A 15,591-nucleotide genomic window follows, 5' to 3' on the forward strand; every position below is an offset into this window, starting at 1 on the left:
CCGGCCGCGGGTCACTCCTGGTCGGCGAACTGCGTCTCGTACAGCTCCGCGTACCGCCCGCCGCCCGCGAGCAGCTCGGCGTGGGTACCCGACTCCACCACGCGCCCCGCCTCGAGGACGAGGATACGGTCCGCGGCCCGGACGGTCGACAGTCGGTGCGCGATCACCAGCGACGTCCGGTCGGACATCGCCTCCGTCAGCGCCTCCTGGACCGCGGACTCGTTGGTCGAGTCCAGCGCGCTCGTCGCCTCGTCCAACACCACGACCGACGGCTCCGCGATGAGCAGCCGCGCGATGGTCAGGCGCTGACGCTCTCCGCCCGACAGCCGGTACCCGCGGTCCCCGATGACCGTGTCGAGGCCGTCGGGCAGCGACGCGACCAGGCCTTCGAGCCGGGACCGGCGCAGCGCGTCCCACACGAGATCGTCGGTGACCTCCGGGCGCGCGAAGGTGAGGTTCGCGCGGATCGTGTCGTGGAAGAGGTGGCCGTCCTGGGTGACCATGCCGACCGTCCGACGGAGCGACGACGACGTGACGTCACGCACGTCCAGGCCCGCGACACGCACCGCGCCCGAGTCGACGTCGTACAGGCGGGGCAGGAGCGACGCGATGGTCGACTTCCCGGCTCCCGACGACCCGACGAGCGCCACCATCTCGCCCGGCGCCGCGCGGAACGAGATCCCGTGCAGCACCTCCTGCCCGCCGCGGGTGTCGAGGACCGCGACCTCCTCCAGCGAGGCCAGCGAGATCTTGTCCGCCGAGGGGTAGGAGAAGTGGACGTCGTCGAACTCGATGGTCGCCGGGCCCTCGAGGATGTCGACGGCGTCGGGGGCGTCGGAGATCAGGGGCTCCAGGTCGAGGACCTCGAAGACCCGCTCGAAGCTGACAATGGCCGTGACGATGTCCATCGGGGCGTTGGCCAGCGCCGTCAACGGGCCGTAGAGACGGGTGAGCAGTAGCGCCAGCGCGACCACCGACCCGGCGTCCAGCCCGCCGTTGAGGGCGAACCACCCGCCCAGCCCGTAGACCAGCGCCAGGGCGAGAGTGGACACGAGCGTGAGCGAGTTCATGAACACGCTCATCAACAAGGCGGTGCGCACCCCGATGCCGCGGACCCGCCCGGCGCGTGCCGCGAACTCCGCCGACTCCGCGGAGGGCCGGCCGAAGAGCTTGACCAGGGTCGCGCCACCGGCGTTGAAGCGCTCTGTCATCTGGTCGTTCATCGACGCGTTGAGGTCCGAGGCCTCGCGACGGAGCCGGGCCAGACGCTTACCGACGTACCGGGCGGGGAACAGGAAGATCGGTAGCAGGAGCACCGACAGCACGGTGAGCTGCCAGTTGATGCCGGCCATCACCGCCAGGGTGAGGACCAGCTGCACCAGGTTGGACACCACCCCGGAGAGGGTGTCGGAGAAGGCCCGTTGGGCACCCATGACGTCGTTGTTGAGGCGACTGACCAGGGCGCCGGTGCGGGTCCGCATGAAGAACGCGACCGGCATCGTCTGCACGTGGTCGAACACCGCGCGACGCAGGTCGAGGATCAGGCTCTCGCCGATCCGCGCCGACCACAGCCGGGTGAACACGGCCGCCACCGCCTCGACGACGCCGATCACGGCGATGAGGACCGCGAGCCCGACGACCACCTGGACCGGCGAGGCATCGACGATCGCGGTCACCACCCGGCCCGCGAGCACGGGGGTCAGGACCGCCAGCGACGCCCCGAAGACGGAGAGGATGAGGAAGACGACGATCCGCCGCGTGTGTGGGCGCGCGAACTGCCCGATCCGGCGGAAGTTCTCGCGGGTGAAGACACTCCGGTCAAGCGAGATGCCGTTGTTCTCGGCCCGGTACAGCGTCCGCATGGCGGCCATGTGCATGGACAAGCCGGGCCACTCCTCTCACGCCGGTCGAGGGGTGTACCGACGACACCTCCGTACAACCCGGCCGGTGCCCGACCTATTCCGGCCCGGGTCGGAGATCGCGGGTCCTCGTCGTCGTCATCATCAAGGCCTTCTGGACAAAGACCGACCGTATGTCTAGACACGGCGCGGGTTTTTGTCTAATGTCGAGTGCAACACAGTGGCGTATGCCACACACTGTTGATTCGGAGGTCGTCACGATGTCCAGCACCGAGTACATCCGCCCCACGGACGGGGCCGATGAGCACCAGGCGCCTCACGCGCATCATGACCATCACGGACACGACCATCACGGGCACGACCACGCGGACGTCGAGCCGTACGCGTGGACCGACGCGAAGCGCTACCTGTGGCTGCTCGGAGTGATCCCCGCGATGGGCCTGTTCCTCTCCATGCCGTTCGTCGCCGGCTTCAACGCCCTCGGCTGGGAGATCCCCGCGACCATCGCGTGGTTCCTGCTGCCGTTCCTCGTCTACGTCGCCATCCCGCTCGGCGACCTGGCGATCGGCGCCGACGGGGAGAACCCGCCGGACGAGGTCATGGACAAGCTCGAGGCCGACCCGTTCTACCGGTGGTGCACCTACCTGTACATCCCGTTCCAGTACGCCTCGCTCATCGCCGCCTGCTACCTCTGGACCGCCGACGACCTGTCGTGGCTCGGCTACGACGGCGGCCTGGGCGTCACCGCCTCCATCGGCGTCGCCTGGACCGTGGCCATCACCGGCGGCATCGGCATCAACACCGCTCACGAGCTCGGCCACAAGATCGCCGGCAGCGAGAAGTGGCTGTCCAAGGTCGCGCTCGCCACCACCGGTTACGGCCACTTCTTCATCGAGCACAACCGCGGCCACCACGCGCGCGTCGCCACTCCGGAGGACCCCGCCAGCTCCCGCTTCGGAGAGTCCTTCTGGGCGTTCCTGCCGCGCAGCGTCGTGGGCTCGCTCCGCTCGGCGTGGTCGCTCGAGTCCGAGCGTCTCGGTCGCCTGGGCAAGAGCCCGTGGACCCTCCGCAACGACAACCTCAACGCCTGGCTCATGACCGTCGTGCTGTTCGGCGCGCTCATCGCGATCTTCGGGTGGGAGGTCGCCCCCTGGCTGATCGTGCAGGCGATCTTCGGGTTCTCCCTCCTCGAGGTCGTCAACTACCTCGAGCACTACGGACTGCTCCGCCAGAAGACCTCGGCCGGTCGGTACCAGCGCTGCCGCCCCGAGCACTCCTGGAACTCCGACCACCTGGTGACCAACATCTTCCTGTACCACCTGCAGCGCCACTCGGACCACCACGCCAACCCGATGCGCCGCTACCAGATGCTCCGCAGCTTCGAGCAGGCCCCGCAGCTGCCGTCCGGGTACGCGACGATGATGGTCATCGCCTACATCCCGCCGCTGTGGCGGAAGGTCATGGACAAGCGCGTCCTCGACCACTACGACGGCGACATCACCCGCGCGAACATCCAGCCCTCCAAGCGGGAGAAGATCCTCGCCCACTACGGGGCCGGCTCGACCGCGGTGGCGGAGAAGATCATCGCCGACACCGACATCGCGACCGACCAGACCTCGCCCACCGGTGAGTACGTGTGCCCCAACTGCGGGAACCACTACTCCGAGGCCGCCGGCCTCCCGCGCGAGGGCTTCCCGCCCGGCACCCCGTGGTCGGCCATCCCCGACTCCTGGCAGTGCTCGGACTGCGGCGTGCGCGACAAGGTCGACTTCCTGCCGGTGAAGTGACCCCCGCGTACGGGGTGGGAACCCGGCCCTCCCCCGCCCGGAACCGGGTATCCGCAACAATGGACACCATGCCCCGTCACCGCCAGACCAGTGACCGACCCTCCCCCGCGGACGCGCGCGGGGAGCGTCGGCCGCTCCGCAGCACCGTGTTCGAGGCCATGCACGAGCTCCTGGGCTCGCGCGACTGGTCCGCGGTCACCATGTCCGACGTCGCCAAAGCCGCCGGGCTGAGTCGGCAGACCCTCTACAGCACGTTCGGCAACCGGCAGGGTCTGGCGCAGGCGTACGCGCTGCAACTGTCCGAGACGTTCGCCGGTGAGATCCGCGACTCCATCATCCGGTACCCCGGACAGATAGAGACCGCGCTGCGCGAGGGCATCAACGGCTTCCTGCTCTCCAGCCAGCGCGACCCGCTCATCCGGGCCCTGCTCACCGGGGATATCAAGCCCGAACTGCTGCGGCTCATCACCACCGAGGCCGGCCCGCTGATCGAGCGCGCCACCGAGGTGCTCACCCCCGCCCTCGCCGAGAGCTGGATGCGGATCGAGGAGTCACAGGCCAGGTTGGCGGCCTCCATCATCGCCCGCATCGGCATCAGCTTCATCTCGCTGCCGCCCGAGGACCCCGACCAGCTGGCCTCCGGCCTGACCGAGGTCATCGCGCCGTACCTGCAGAAGGTCGTCCAGGTGGACCTACCGAGCTGAGGGCCCGGTGCCCTATGCCCCGTCCCCGAGCATCGACTCGGTGCCCGGCTGACCCGGGACCGGCACGCTCGCCTCCAGGAACAGCCCACGCGCCTCCACGCACAGACGCTCGCCGGCGTGGATCGTCGCGTGCGTCCACGTCTTGCGGCCCTCGCGCTCCTGGACCCACGCGCGGAACGACAGCGGCTCGAGCAGCGGGGTGGGCGACCGGTAGTCGATCTCATAGTGCGCGGTCATCCCGAAACGGCCGCCCCAGTGGTTGGCGAACCCCATCATGTGGTCGATGATCAGGGCGCTGATACCCCCGTGGACACACCCGGGAGGGCCCTGGTAGACGGGGCCCAGCGTCACCTCGGCCCGCACCGAGCCATCATCGCAGCCGTAGAACTGCACCGGCGGGGCGAGCGGGTTCTCCGGCCCGGCGACCGGGTTCGACCGGCGGGTGCCCGCGCCCGTCCACATGATCTCCAGCCGCTTCGCCGGCGACGGGACACGCGGTTCGAGCAGGTCAGCCACCTCGGCCAGGCGGTCGGCGATGTCCCCGAGCTCGACGTCCGAGTGCGCCAACGCCGCTGTCGCCTCACGGAGCCGACGCAGCTCGGCCACCGCCCGGTCGAGGTCGGGATCCGCCGGCGGCAGCTCCGGGGTGGGGATCGGTTCGAACGTCTCGCCCAGTCGCTTCCGCGCCGCCTCGAGGGAGAAATCCTCGTTCGGACCCAGCTTCGGCAGGGGCACGCCGCCGAATCCGGGACTATCGCTCTGTTTAGTCATACTCTTAGGGTATGTCGACACCTGTCAATTCGAAGCCGTTCGATCCTGCTACCTATGGCCCCTGGGCCCTCGTCGTGGGCGGAAGTGAGGGCGTGGGCGCCGAGATCGCCTTCCGCCTCGCCGATCAGGGGGTGTCCACGGTCCTCGTCGCCCGTAAGACCGGGCCCCTCGAGGAGACCGCCGAGGCCGTGCGCGCGAAGGGCGTCGAGTGCCGGACCCTGTCCGTCGACCTCACCGAGCCCGGTGCCACCGAGGGCATCGCCGCGGCCTGCGAGGGCCTCGACCTCGGCCTGATCGTGCTCAACGCCGGCGCCAACACCTACGGCTCGGAGTTCGTCGAGTCGGACATGGCGCAGGTGCAGAAGGTCATCGACCTCAACATCACCTCGCCGATGCAGATCATCCGCCAGTTCGGCCCCGGCCTCAAGGCCCGCGGCCGCGGCGGGATCGTCGTGATGGGATCGATGGCCGGCTACCTCGGTCACGCCGACATGAGCGTCTACTCCGCGGCGAAGGCGTTCAGCCGCGTCTTCGTCGAGGGCCTGTGGCTGGAGATGCGCGAGTACGGCGTGGACGTCGTCGAGGTCATCCTCGGTGTCGTCCGCACCCCCGCGATGGTGCGCGCCGGCCTGGACATGGACCTGCCCGGCTTCACCGTCAGCGAGCCCGAGGAGGTCGCCGAGGAGGTCCTGGCGTCCATCGGCAACGGGCCGATCCACGTCTGTGGCGGCGAGAACAACCGCAAGGGCGTCGAGTTCTCCTCCGGCGTCGACCGCGGCCGGATCGTGGCCGGATCCCACAAGCGGATGAAGGCCCTCCGCGGGAACTGACCCCCCGGGTCCCGGGCGCGCTCCGGGGTCACCGGCGCGGGGACATCCCGCACCGGTGGGCCCCGGGGCGCGCTGCTGTGTCGGGAAGGGCGCGCCGGCCGGGGCCTCGGTCAGCCCTCGATGGGTCTGCTCTGATCCCCGTCGAGCATCCAGCGCGGCGTGACGAACATGCCCGTGACCGAGGCGCACAGCGTGTCCCCGGCGTGCAGCGTGCCCGTGCACCAGAGCTTCCGTCCGTCCACCCGGTCCTGGCGGGCCTCGAACCGCAGGGGTGTATCCAGCGGGGTGGGGGCGACGTAGGTGACCTGCAGGTCCACCGTCATCCCGATGTGCTTCGCCGCGGCGTTGGCCAGGCCGAGCATCTCGTCGAACAGCATCGCCACCACGCCGCCGTGCACGCATCCGGGCGGGCCCTGGAACTCCACACCCAGCGTGAGGTCCGCGCGGACGGTGCCGTCCGGGAAGACGGCGGCCTCGAGGGGCGGGGCCGCCGGGTTGCGCGAGCCGATCACCGGGTTGGAGGCGATGTGCTCGGGCACGCCCCACGAGTCGTACTCGGCCGGCGGGTGGGGGGTCGCGGCGTTCTCGATGCGGTCGGCCAGCTCGCGGGCCAGCTCGGTCTCCGCGGACAGGTCCTCAAAGTCCGCGCCGGAGACGAGGCCGCGGATGCGCCTCAGCTGGCGGGCGAGCTCGGTGGCGCCGGAGGCGTGGTCGGGCTGGTCGAGGAAGGTCTGGGCGGAGACGGCTTCCCCGGGATCTGGCTGTTCGGTCACGCCGTGTGACGTTACTCCGCGCTCGGGCACCGCCCGCCGCGGCCCGGCGTCCGGCCGGGCCACCCGGGGCGCCAGCCCGGCGCCGAACCTGCGTCAGGCCGACGTCCCGTCCTCGTCCCGGTGCTGCTGGTACTCGGCGACCCACTGCTCGGGCATCACGAACAGGCCCTCTGCGGTGGCGCACAGGCGATCACCGTGGTGGATGGCGCCCTGGGACCACACCTTGCGACCATCCACCCGGATCTGGCGTCCCGTGATCACGATCGGCTCGAGGATGGGGGTGGGGCTCCGGTAGTCCAGGTCGAGGTACATCGTCATCCCCGTGGTCCCGGCGTGGTGGTTGGCCCGGCCCAGCACCGCGTCGAACATCAGGGCCACGATCCCGCCGTGCACACACCCCGGCGGGCCCTGGTACTCCAGCCCCAGGGTGACCTCGGACCGAACGGTACCGTCGTCGAGCAGCTCGAACTCCGCCGGCGGCGCCAGGACGTTGGACCGCCCGATCACCGGGCAGTTGGGGACGTAGCGGCGCTCACGCCAATTGACCTCCTGCCGGTGCTCCGGGCTCGCCGACGCGGCCTCGAGCGTGTCCGCCACCTCGCGGAGCCGGGCGGTCAGCGGGCCCAGGTCGGTGTCGAAGATCCCGCCGGTCGTCAGCGCGCGGATCCGGCGGACCTGCTCGACCAGGGCGTAGAGGCCCGCCTCGTCGTCGTCCATCCGGTCGACAGGGCGACCACCGCCGCGCGCCGGGTCCAACGGACCCAGGTCGATCTCCGGCCGGTCCCGTCGCACGACGGCGACCTGCCCGCTCACGCCTGCACCGACCCGACGGCGTCCGCGGCGGCCGACGCGCCGTCAGTACCGGCCGCACCGGTCGCCCCCGCCGCGCCCCGGCCCGCGCGACGGCCGAAGAACGACCCGTCGCCCAGCGAGGTTCCGGAGATGTAGCCGTCACCGTGGAGACCGTGCGTGCAGCGGCCCGCGGCGAACAGACCGGGGATGGGCTCGCCGGCGCGGCTCAGCACGCGGGAGTCGAGGTCGGTGTGCAGGCCACCGAGTGTGAATCCCTGCGCCTTGAGCGGGAGGCCGTTGAAGGTGTCCGGTCCGCCGGCCCCCGTGGGGTACGCGCCGAACGGCGGCTCGAGCGGGCGCACCCACTGCGCGCTCTTCCCGAACTGCGGGTCCTCGCCACGGGCGGCGCCCTCGTTGTAGCGGCGCAGCTGGTCGGCCAGCGCGTCGGCGGGCAGCCCGCAGTCGGCCGCCAGCTCCTCGATGGTCTCGGCCGCGTGCATGGGCTGCATGCCCCACAGCTCGCTCTCCGGGACGTCCTCGATGCCCTTCTCGTCGATGATCACCCACACCGGCGGGCGGCGGTGGTGCACGGCGGCGTGGCAGTACAGGCCCGGGTACACCTCCTCGTTGATGAAGCGGTGGCCGTCGCCGTCGACGAGCATCGAGCCCACGACCAGGCGCGGGATGATGAGCATCGCGGTCTCGGTCTGGTGCATGCGACGCACCGCGGCGCCGACGTCCATGCCCATCTCGATCCCCGAGCCGTCGTCGCGGCCGTCGGAGACCTTGTCCTTGCCCAGCTGCTGGGGCGCCCACTGCTCGAGCATGCGGTCGTTGTCCACGAACCCGCCGGTCGCCAGCACGACGCCGCCGGTCGCGCGGTACTCGCGCTCCTCGCCGAACTGCGTCGCCCGCACGCCCACCACCCGGCCGTCCTCGACGATCAGCGACCGCGCCTTGACGTCACAGTGCAGGTCGACGCCGGCCTTCTCGGCGGTGGCGACCAGCGAGTCCATGAGGAGGTTGCCCGCGAAGTTCGGGCCGGGCGGGCGGTGACCGCGGGCGGCGGGCTTCGCCAGCGAGGCGTAGGGCTCGGCGCGCTCCCCCATCCACATGAGCCCCGAGTCGTCGCCCGGCATCCACGTGGGGGTGTCCCACAGCTTGTAATTGAACACCGCGCCGTGGTCGACCAACCAGTCGTGGTGCTCTACCGCGCCGGCGCAGTACTCGTCGATCTTGGCCTGATCGGCGTTGGGTCCGAGGGCGGCGGTGAGGAACGCGCGCATGTCCTCGACCGTGTCGGAGATGCCGAGCGCCCGCTGGGTGGCCGTACCGCCGCCCAGGTAGACCTCCCCGCCGGACTGCGCGGACGAGCCACCGGGCCCAGAGGCGCCCTCGAGCGCGATGACCGTGGCGCCGGCCTCGGCGGCCTCGATCGACGCGCACGCTCCCGCGATGCCCATCCCCACGACCAGGACGTCGGCCGTGAAGACCGATGGACCCGTGTCTGATGTAGTGTCCGCCATACCGAAACTATAACGTGTTCACCCACTCAGGCGGCGCATTAATGTGGAGGCCATGACTTCCTCCTCCGAGGCCGTGAGCCTCGATTCCCTCGACGCCCGGCTGGCCGCCCTCGAGGCGCGCCTCACCGACACGCACGACCGCCTCGCCGCCGCCGAGGACGAGCTGGCGATCCTCCGTATCCTCGCGGCCTACTCCCCGCGCGTGGACTCCGGCGACGCCGAGGGCGTGGCCGAGCTGTGGACCGAAGACGGCGTCTACGACGTCGACACCGGCCGCCTCGAGGGCCACGACGGTCTGGTGGAGATGGTGACCGGTGACGCGCACCAGGGCCTCATCGCGCACGGGTGCGGTCACGTCCCGAGCCTGCCGGTGGTCCTGCTGGACGGGGACCGCGCCGTGGCGACCGGCTACACCCAGCTCGTCGTCCGCTCCTCCAAGCCGGGTCGGTACACCGTCGTGCGGGTGACGGCCAGCCGGTGGGAGCTCGAACGGCGCGGGTCGGTGGACGCGCCCGACCGGGGGTGGCGCGTCGTGCTCCGCACCGCCCGCGCGATGACCGACGACGGCGAGGGCCGCGCCCTGCTGGGACGCTCCCGCGAGAGGTAGCGTGGCGGGCATGAACCGCCGACGCCGTGCGTCCGCCGATCCGACGCTCCGAGCGGGCCGCCTCGCGCTGCTCACGACGTCCGCGGTCCACCTGGGTTTCCAGTCGGTGGTCACCTCGGTGATGTACCCCGAACTGTTCGACGGGCCCACCCACGGGATCGCCGAACGGCAGGCCGATCACGCCCGCCGCATCGCCCCCGTGGCGCTGACGCTGTACGCGGCGGGCCTGGGGGCGACCGCGTGGACGGCCTACGGGTCCATCCGCTCGCGCGAGCGGACCGGGCTGACCGCCACGCTCGTCGCCTGCGCGGCGGGCGTCGCGGCGCCGGCGATCACCGCCGGTGTCGTTCCGCTCCACGTGGGCATCGCCCGCGAACAGGTCAACCGACCCCGTATCGCCGCACTCCTGGCGTCGGACCGCATCCGCACCGGGCTGGCCGCGCTGGGTGTCGTGGCCGCCGCGCAGGCGTTGAGCAGAGGGTAGGGCCGCCGGCCGCGTACCGGCCCGCCGGCGTCCCGGTCTGTCAGGGCCGTCGCGCGCGGGTGACAGCGACCAGCGCCCCGAGGGCGACCACGCCCACGACGAGCGCGAGCACGTGGTAGGCGGGGATCAGCCCGATGCCCTCGGCGATGACCGCCGCCACCACCGCCGGGACACCGAGCGAGGTGTAGGCCACCACGAACAACGCGGAGAAGACCTGCCCGCGTACCGCCGGGGGCGCGCTCTGCGCCACCAGCGTGTTGCCCATGAGGAACAGCAGCCCCATGCCCAGCCCGGTGAGCGCGGCCGCGACGATGAAGCCCGCCACCTCGCCGGCCTCCAGCGACAGGGATGCGACGACCAGCCCGGAGACCAGGGCCCCCACCCCGACGGCCACCCCGAGCCGCCACCGCTCCGGCCCGGATCGCAGGTTCCACACGAGCTGGGCGATCCCCGCCGCACCCTGCAGGCTGGCCACCACGAGCCCGGTGACCATGTAGTCCGACCGGCCCATCAGGTCGCGCGCGATCGCCCCGCCCAGCCCCAGGAAGACGCCGCCGACGGACCACGAGACGATCACGCACACCGCCGCGAGGGCGAACGTGGACCGGATCTCCGCCGGGACCGTGGGAGGCCGCACCCGCAGGGCGTCGCGCGCCGTCGAGGAGCCGCCCGCCGTCTCCGGGACGACGGTGGCCACGCCGACGAGGAGCGCGACGGTGGCCGCACCGATCACGAGGTAGGGGTGCACGAGGGGAGACGACGACGAGGTGGCCACGGCGCCCGCGAGGAGCACTCCCACCGCGATACCGAAGTTGGTGGTGGAGCTGCTGGTGAGTGCGCCGACCCGTGAATCGCGGGTCGGATGGAGCTCGATCAGCGCGGCGGAGGCAGAGCCGGTGATCAGCCCCACCGCCAGTCCCTGGATGATGCGGCCCGCGATCAGCCACGCGACCGACGGGGCGGCCGCGAGCATGCCCATGCTCGCCGCCAGGAGCGCCAGCCCGGCGAGGATCACCGGTCGGCGACCGATGGCGTCGGAGAGCCGCCCGAGGAACAGCAGGGGCACGAGGACCGCGAGGGCGTACACGGCGTAGACGACCGTGATGGTGGTGCCGCCGACCTCCCACGACTGCTGGTAATCGACGTACAGGGGGGAGGGTGTGGCGCTGGACGCCAGTGCCACGGTCACCACCAGGGCCATGAGGACGAACGGGACCCATGACGAGCGGGGGGTGGTCTGCACGGTCTCCCTATCCGCCGGATCCGGCGTCGGTCGGGGTGGCGTCCTGTGCCGCGGCGGGCTGCGGCGCGGTCCGCGCGGCGGGCGCCGATGAGTGGAGCCTAGGGGATTCGAACCCCTGACATCTGCCTTGCAAAGGCAGCGCTCTACCAACTGAGCTAAGGCCCCGTCACCGCCAAGCATAAACGCCGGACCGCAGCGTGCGGATCCGGCGTCTGCCTTGCGGAGTGGGCCTAGGAGGACTTGAACCTCCGACCTCCAAATTATCAGTTTGGCGCTCTAACCACCTGAGCTATAGGCCCTCGTACCGATGGATGAATCTACCCGACGCACTCCCCCGGACCCAAATCGGCACCTCGGAGGCGGTCACGGACAGCGCGCCGGGCGGCCTCCGGGCCGTCCGCCGGTGCCGCGTCAGTTGCGGCGGTCACTGAGCGTCACCTGCACTCCGCCGCCGGTCAGGTCGGCCGCGAGGTTGTAGATGAACACCGCGAGCGTGGCCAGGATCGACAGCAACAGGACGTTGAGCAGACCGACGCCGCCGCTGTAAAGGAAGATCGTCGACGGCCCGATCACGGACGCCGACTCGTCGCCGGCCACCCCGGAGAGCAACCCGCCGAGCCGGTCCCACACGCCCATGCCGGACAGCAGCAGGTAGGTCACGCCGATCGCGACCATCCACACGAGGTAGAGGGCGAACATGAGCCCCAGGACGGTGGTGAACGCCGACCACGGGTCGATCCTGCGCAGTACGAGGACGGACTCGAGCGGCCCGCGGCGCTCGGTGGGCGATACCACCGGTGCGGCCCGACCGGCGGCCCCACCCGAGTGGGCCTTGGACAGTCCGCCGCTCACGCCCTCGGCCCGGTGCTGGGGCGCCGCCGGGAACGCGGTGGTGGCCGCCTCACTCGCGCCGGATCCGGACCCGCCGTACCCGGGCGCCGGGGCGGTCGCCCCGGCGCCGGGACCTTCGGTACCGGAACCCGCGGTCCCAGAACCCGCGGTCTCGGGACGCGCGGCGGCCGGATCGGTCGGGTCGGTCATCGCCTACTCCTCCGTGATGGACTCGGCCTCGGCCTTGTCCTCGTCGTCGGGCTCGTCCGCGTTGCGGGCGATGGCCAGGAGCGAGTCGCCCTCGGCGAGGTTCATCAGACGCACGCCCTTGGTCTGCCGGCCGGCCTTGCGGACCTGCTTGGCGAACGTGCGGATGACGCCGCCACTGGACGTGATCGCGTACAGCTCGTCCTGCAGCTCCACGATCGTCGCACCGACGAGCTTGCCGCGCTTGGGATCGAACATGAGCGTGAGCACGCCCTTGCCGCCGCGCCCCTGGGCCGTGTACTCGCTCAGCGCGGTGCGCTTGGAGTACCCGCGCTCGGTGGCCACCAGCAGGAAGTACTTCTCCTGGTCCGACGTGTCCGCACGGACCACGGACATGCTCAGCAGCGCGTCGCCGTCGTTGAACCGCATACCCATCACGCCGGACGTCGCGCGCCCCATCGGGCGGAGCGTGTCGTCGTTGGCGTGGAAGCGGATCGACTGGCCCTTCTCCGACACCAGCAGCAGGTCGTCGTCCGGACCGGCCAGCGCGGCGCCGACCAGCTCGTCCCCGTCGCGCAGGTTGACGGCGATGAGGCCGCCGGAACGCGGGGAGTCGTAGTCCTCGAGCCGAGACTTCTTGACCAGTCCGTTGCGGGTGGCCAGGACGAGGTACGGCGCGTCCTGGTAGCTCTTGATCCGGATGACGCCGGCGATCCGCTCCTCCGGCTGGAACGCCAGGAGGTTGGCCACGTGCTGGCCGCGGGCCGTGCGGTTGGCCTCCGGGAGCTCGTAGGCCTTGATCCTGTAGACCCGGCCCTTCGTGGTGAAGAACAGCAGCCAGTCGTGCGTCGAGGAGACGAAGAAGTGGCGGACGATGTCGTCCTGCTTGAGCTCCGCTCCCCGGACGCCCTTGCCGCCGCGCTTCTGGGCGCGGTACAGGTCCGTCCGGGTGCGCTTAGCGTACCCGGTCTCCGTGATCGTGACGACGACGTCCTCGCGGGCGATGAGGTCCTCGTCGGTGACGTCTCCGTCCGCGGGGATGATGCGGGTCCGACGGTCGTCGCCGTACTTCTCGACGATCTCGCGCAGCTCGTCACCGACGATCGCGCGCTGACGCTCCGGCTTGGCCAGGATGTCCTTGTAGTCGGCGATCTCGAGCTCGATCGCGGCGAGCTGATCGATGATCTTCTGGCGCTCCAGGGCCGCCAGGCGGCGCAGCTGCATGTCGAGAATCGCCTGCGCCTGGTCGTCGTCGATCTCGAGGAGGTCCTTGAGGCCCTCTCGGGCGATCTCGACGGTCTCCGACCGACGGATCAGGGCGATGACCTCGTCGAGCGCATCGAGTGCCTTGACCAGACCACGAAGAATGTGGGCGCGCTTCTCGGCCTCGTCGAGCAGGTACTGGGTGCGCCGGACGATGACCTCGACCTGGTGCGCGACGTACAGACGCACGAGATGGTTCAGCGCCAGCGTCCGCGGGACACCGTCCACGATGGACAACATGTTGGCGCCGAACGACGTCTGCAGCTGCGAGTGCTTGTAGAGGTTGTTCAACACCACCTTGGCCACGGCGTCACGCTTGAGCGTGACGACGATGCGCAGGCCGACGCGGTCCGAGGACTCGTCGTCGATCTTCGAGATGCCGGCGATCTTGCCGTCGCGCAGCTGCTCGGCGATCGACAGGATCATGTTGTCCGGGTTGACCTCGTAGGGCAGCTCCGTGATGACGATGACCGTCCGGTTGCCCTCCTCCTCGATGGAGGTCTTGCCCCGCATGCGGATCGAGCCTCGACCCGTGGAGTAGGCGTCCTTGATCCCCTGGTCGCCGACGATGTAACCGTGCGTCGGGAAGTCCGGGCCCTTGATCCGCTCCATGCACGCCGCGAGGGTCTCCTCCTCGCTGGCATCCGGGTTGTCCAGGCACCAGTAGATCGCCTCGGCGACCTCGCGCAGGTTGTGCGGCGGCATCTTGGTGGCCATACCGACGGCGATACCGCTCGAGCCGTTGACCAGTAGGTTCGGGATACGCGAGGGCAGGACGACCGGCTCGGACGTCTTGCCGTCGTAGTTCGGCTGGAAATCGACTGTGTTCTTGTCGATGTCCCGGACCATCTCCATGGCCAGCGGGGTCATCTTGCACTCGGTGTAGCGCATGGCCGCGGCGCCGTCGTTGCCCCGCGAGCCGAAGTTCCCCTGCCCGTCGACCATCGGGTACCGCATGGCCCACGGCTGGGCGAGACGCACGAGGGTGTCGTAGATCGCCGAGTCACCGTGCGGGTGGTAGTTACCCATCGTGTCGGCGACCGGCTTGGCCGACTTCACGTAACTACGCTCGGGCCGGTAGCCGTTGTCCCACATCGCGTACAGGATGCGACGGTGCACGGGCTTGAGCCCGTCCCGCACATCCGGGAGTGCTCGCCCGACGATGACGCTCATCGAGTAGTCGATGTAGCTTCTCTGCATCTCGGCCTGGATGTCGACCGGCTCGATCCGGTCGTGGCCCCCGGCCTCGGGCGGCAACGTCGTGTCCGTCATGGGCTCCTCTTCTGTCGCGCTCGAAGCAGCGCCACCGGGCACGCTTCGACCCCACCAGTCTATAGGACCAGCGGAAACGCAGGGTCGGGCGCGCGGGGGTGCCGGGTCGACGATCCACCACGGCGCCCGCTCCGGCGCCGGTCGGAAGCGCGCCTCGTCATCGGGACCGGCCTGGCCCGGCAGCGGTCTGCCTTCCCGCGGCACCTCGCGCGCATCGGGGCCGCCTCCGCGCGCCCCCCGATGTCGCCCCGCGCCGGATCAGCGCGACTGGATTCGAGGCCGATCGCGGCCGGTTCCCCCCGATCCGGTGATGCCGATCACCATTCGGGCCGCCCGGGCGCGGCACGCGGGCGGCGAACGTACGACACAGCTGACTCATCGTCCAGTTCTCAGTTCGGACGCCGTCTTCTCAGCGAGCGGAGTACGTCCCGGGAACGCAAAATAAGGGCAGTTTTAGCGTGTACTCCGTGATCACAGCACGTTGGACACATTCCGCTGTTTGTGACGCGTCCGCAAACCCAGGCACCCCGCTGCCAGTTTGTGATCGAACGTTTAGATAAAAACTGTCTTATAGTAAAGAGATTTTCTTGGGAAAAAGTCCGGCCGTGAGTGTTGTGCGGCCCCGCCACCGGGCGCACACTT

Annotated in this window: 13 protein-coding genes and 2 tRNA genes; 5 read left to right on the forward strand and 10 right to left on the reverse strand. The window is 70.4% G+C overall.

Annotated features, from left to right (window positions below):
• Nucleotides 1-11: 11 nt before the first annotated feature.
• Nucleotides 12-1,883, reverse strand: a complete 1,872-nt coding sequence (locus KHA85_RS06090; protein ID WP_438802044.1) for an ABC transporter ATP-binding protein — start codon at nt 1,881-1,883, stop codon at nt 12-14.
• Between the two features lie 236 nt (nt 1,884-2,119).
• Between KHA85_RS06090 and KHA85_RS06095 the strand changes: the two genes are divergently transcribed.
• Together KHA85_RS06095 and KHA85_RS06100 are read left to right on the forward strand one after the other, a co-directional pair.
• Nucleotides 2,120-3,646 carry a fatty acid desaturase gene (locus KHA85_RS06095; RefSeq protein ID WP_213185154.1) on the forward strand — a complete coding sequence of 509 codons (1,527 nt, stop codon included), beginning with the start codon at nt 2,120-2,122 and terminating at the stop codon, nt 3,644-3,646.
• 68 nt (nt 3,647-3,714) lie between these two features.
• Nucleotides 3,715-4,350: a TetR/AcrR family transcriptional regulator gene (locus tag KHA85_RS06100; RefSeq protein WP_236885264.1), complete on the forward strand. Its 636-nt coding sequence runs from the start codon at nt 3,715-3,717 to the stop codon at nt 4,348-4,350.
• A gap of 12 nt (nt 4,351-4,362) precedes the next feature.
• On the opposite strand, the gene KHA85_RS06105 is transcribed toward KHA85_RS06100, so the two are convergent.
• Nucleotides 4,363-5,121 carry a PaaI family thioesterase gene (locus KHA85_RS06105; RefSeq protein ID WP_213185156.1) on the reverse strand — a complete coding sequence of 253 codons (759 nt, stop codon included), beginning with the start codon at nt 5,119-5,121 and terminating at the stop codon, nt 4,363-4,365.
• A gap of 11 nt (nt 5,122-5,132) precedes the next feature.
• On the opposite strand from KHA85_RS06105, the gene KHA85_RS06110 reads away from it, so the two are divergent.
• Nucleotides 5,133-5,951 carry an SDR family NAD(P)-dependent oxidoreductase gene (locus KHA85_RS06110; protein WP_236885265.1) on the forward strand — a complete coding sequence of 273 codons (819 nt, stop codon included), beginning with the start codon at nt 5,133-5,135 and terminating at the stop codon, nt 5,949-5,951.
• A 110-nt stretch (nt 5,952-6,061) separates the two neighbouring features.
• Here KHA85_RS06110 and KHA85_RS18375 read toward each other — a convergent pair whose 3' ends face one another.
• The 3 genes from KHA85_RS18375 to KHA85_RS06125 form a co-directional block, all read right to left on the reverse strand.
• Nucleotides 6,062-6,724 carry a PaaI family thioesterase gene (locus tag KHA85_RS18375; RefSeq protein WP_063972702.1) on the reverse strand — a complete coding sequence of 221 codons (663 nt, stop codon included), beginning with the start codon at nt 6,722-6,724 and terminating at the stop codon, nt 6,062-6,064.
• A 93-nt stretch (nt 6,725-6,817) separates the two neighbouring features.
• Nucleotides 6,818-7,537, reverse strand: coding sequence for a PaaI family thioesterase (locus KHA85_RS06120; protein ID WP_213185157.1), 720 nt, complete (start codon nt 7,535-7,537; stop codon nt 6,818-6,820).
• The gene (locus KHA85_RS06125) at nt 7,534-9,042 is read right to left on the reverse strand and encodes an FAD-dependent oxidoreductase (RefSeq protein WP_213185158.1); all 1,509 of its coding nucleotides are present in this window, start codon (nt 9,040-9,042) and stop codon (nt 7,534-7,536) included. The genes KHA85_RS06120 and KHA85_RS06125 overlap by 4 nt, the downstream gene beginning before the upstream one ends.
• 52 nt (nt 9,043-9,094) lie before the next feature.
• Between KHA85_RS06125 and KHA85_RS06130 the strand changes: the two genes are divergently transcribed.
• Both KHA85_RS06130 and KHA85_RS06135 read left to right on the forward strand, forming a co-directional pair.
• Nucleotides 9,095-9,649, forward strand: a complete 555-nt coding sequence (locus KHA85_RS06130; protein ID WP_070721389.1) for a nuclear transport factor 2 family protein — start codon at nt 9,095-9,097, stop codon at nt 9,647-9,649.
• A gap of 10 nt (nt 9,650-9,659) precedes the next feature.
• Nucleotides 9,660-10,133 carry a hypothetical protein gene (locus tag KHA85_RS06135; RefSeq protein WP_063935456.1) on the forward strand — a complete coding sequence of 158 codons (474 nt, stop codon included), beginning with the start codon at nt 9,660-9,662 and terminating at the stop codon, nt 10,131-10,133.
• A 40-nt stretch (nt 10,134-10,173) separates the two neighbouring features.
• Here the strand turns inward: KHA85_RS06135 and KHA85_RS06140 are convergent, their stop codons facing one another.
• The 5 genes from KHA85_RS06140 to gyrA all read right to left on the reverse strand — a co-directional run bounded on the left by KHA85_RS06140 (nt 10,174) and on the right by gyrA (nt 14,949).
• A complete protein-coding gene (locus KHA85_RS06140) occupies nt 10,174-11,376 on the reverse strand; it encodes an MFS transporter (RefSeq protein WP_213185159.1) in 1,203 nt (400 codons plus the stop codon).
• A gap of 92 nt (nt 11,377-11,468) precedes the next feature.
• Nucleotides 11,469-11,541 (reverse strand) — tRNA-Ala (locus KHA85_RS06145).
• 60 nt (nt 11,542-11,601) lie between these two features.
• Nucleotides 11,602-11,675, reverse strand: a tRNA-Ile gene (locus KHA85_RS06150).
• A gap of 112 nt (nt 11,676-11,787) precedes the next feature.
• Nucleotides 11,788-12,417, reverse strand: a complete 630-nt coding sequence (locus KHA85_RS06155) for a DUF3566 domain-containing protein (RefSeq protein ID WP_213185160.1) — start codon at nt 12,415-12,417, stop codon at nt 11,788-11,790.
• A gap of 3 nt (nt 12,418-12,420) precedes the next feature.
• Complete coding sequence (gyrA, locus tag KHA85_RS06160) at nt 12,421-14,949, reverse strand: DNA gyrase subunit A (RefSeq protein ID WP_007631466.1); 2,529 nt, start codon at nt 14,947-14,949, stop codon at nt 12,421-12,423.
• Nucleotides 14,950-15,591: the final 642 nt, after the last annotated feature.

The sequence above is a fragment of the Dietzia massiliensis genome, assembly GCF_018390595.1.
Taxonomy (GTDB): Bacteria; Actinomycetota; Actinomycetes; order Mycobacteriales; family Mycobacteriaceae; genus Dietzia; species Dietzia massiliensis.

What these genes read in the sequence shown, in the direction of transcription:
- KHA85_RS06130 (WP_070721389.1), top strand. Translation starts at nt 9,095, where the DNA reads ATGACTTCCTCCTCCGAGGCCGTGAGCCTCGATTCCCTCGACGCCCGG.
- KHA85_RS06105 (WP_213185156.1), bottom strand. Translation starts at nt 5,121, where the DNA reads ATGACTAAACAGAGCGATAGTCCCGGATTCGGCGGCGTGCCCCTGCCG.
- KHA85_RS06155 (WP_213185160.1), bottom strand. Translation starts at nt 12,417, where the DNA reads ATGACCGACCCGACCGATCCGGCCGCCGCGCGTCCCGAGACCGCGGGT.
- gyrA (WP_007631466.1), bottom strand. Translation starts at nt 14,949, where the DNA reads ATGACGGACACGACGTTGCCGCCCGAGGCCGGGGGCCACGACCGGATC.
- KHA85_RS06095 (WP_213185154.1), top strand. Translation starts at nt 2,120, where the DNA reads ATGTCCAGCACCGAGTACATCCGCCCCACGGACGGGGCCGATGAGCAC.
- KHA85_RS06110 (WP_236885265.1), top strand. Translation starts at nt 5,133, where the DNA reads ATGTCGACACCTGTCAATTCGAAGCCGTTCGATCCTGCTACCTATGGC.
- KHA85_RS06125 (WP_213185158.1), bottom strand. Translation starts at nt 9,042, where the DNA reads ATGGCGGACACTACATCAGACACGGGTCCATCGGTCTTCACGGCCGAC.
- KHA85_RS06100 (WP_236885264.1), top strand. Translation starts at nt 3,715, where the DNA reads ATGCCCCGTCACCGCCAGACCAGTGACCGACCCTCCCCCGCGGACGCG.
- KHA85_RS06135 (WP_063935456.1), top strand. Translation starts at nt 9,660, where the DNA reads ATGAACCGCCGACGCCGTGCGTCCGCCGATCCGACGCTCCGAGCGGGC.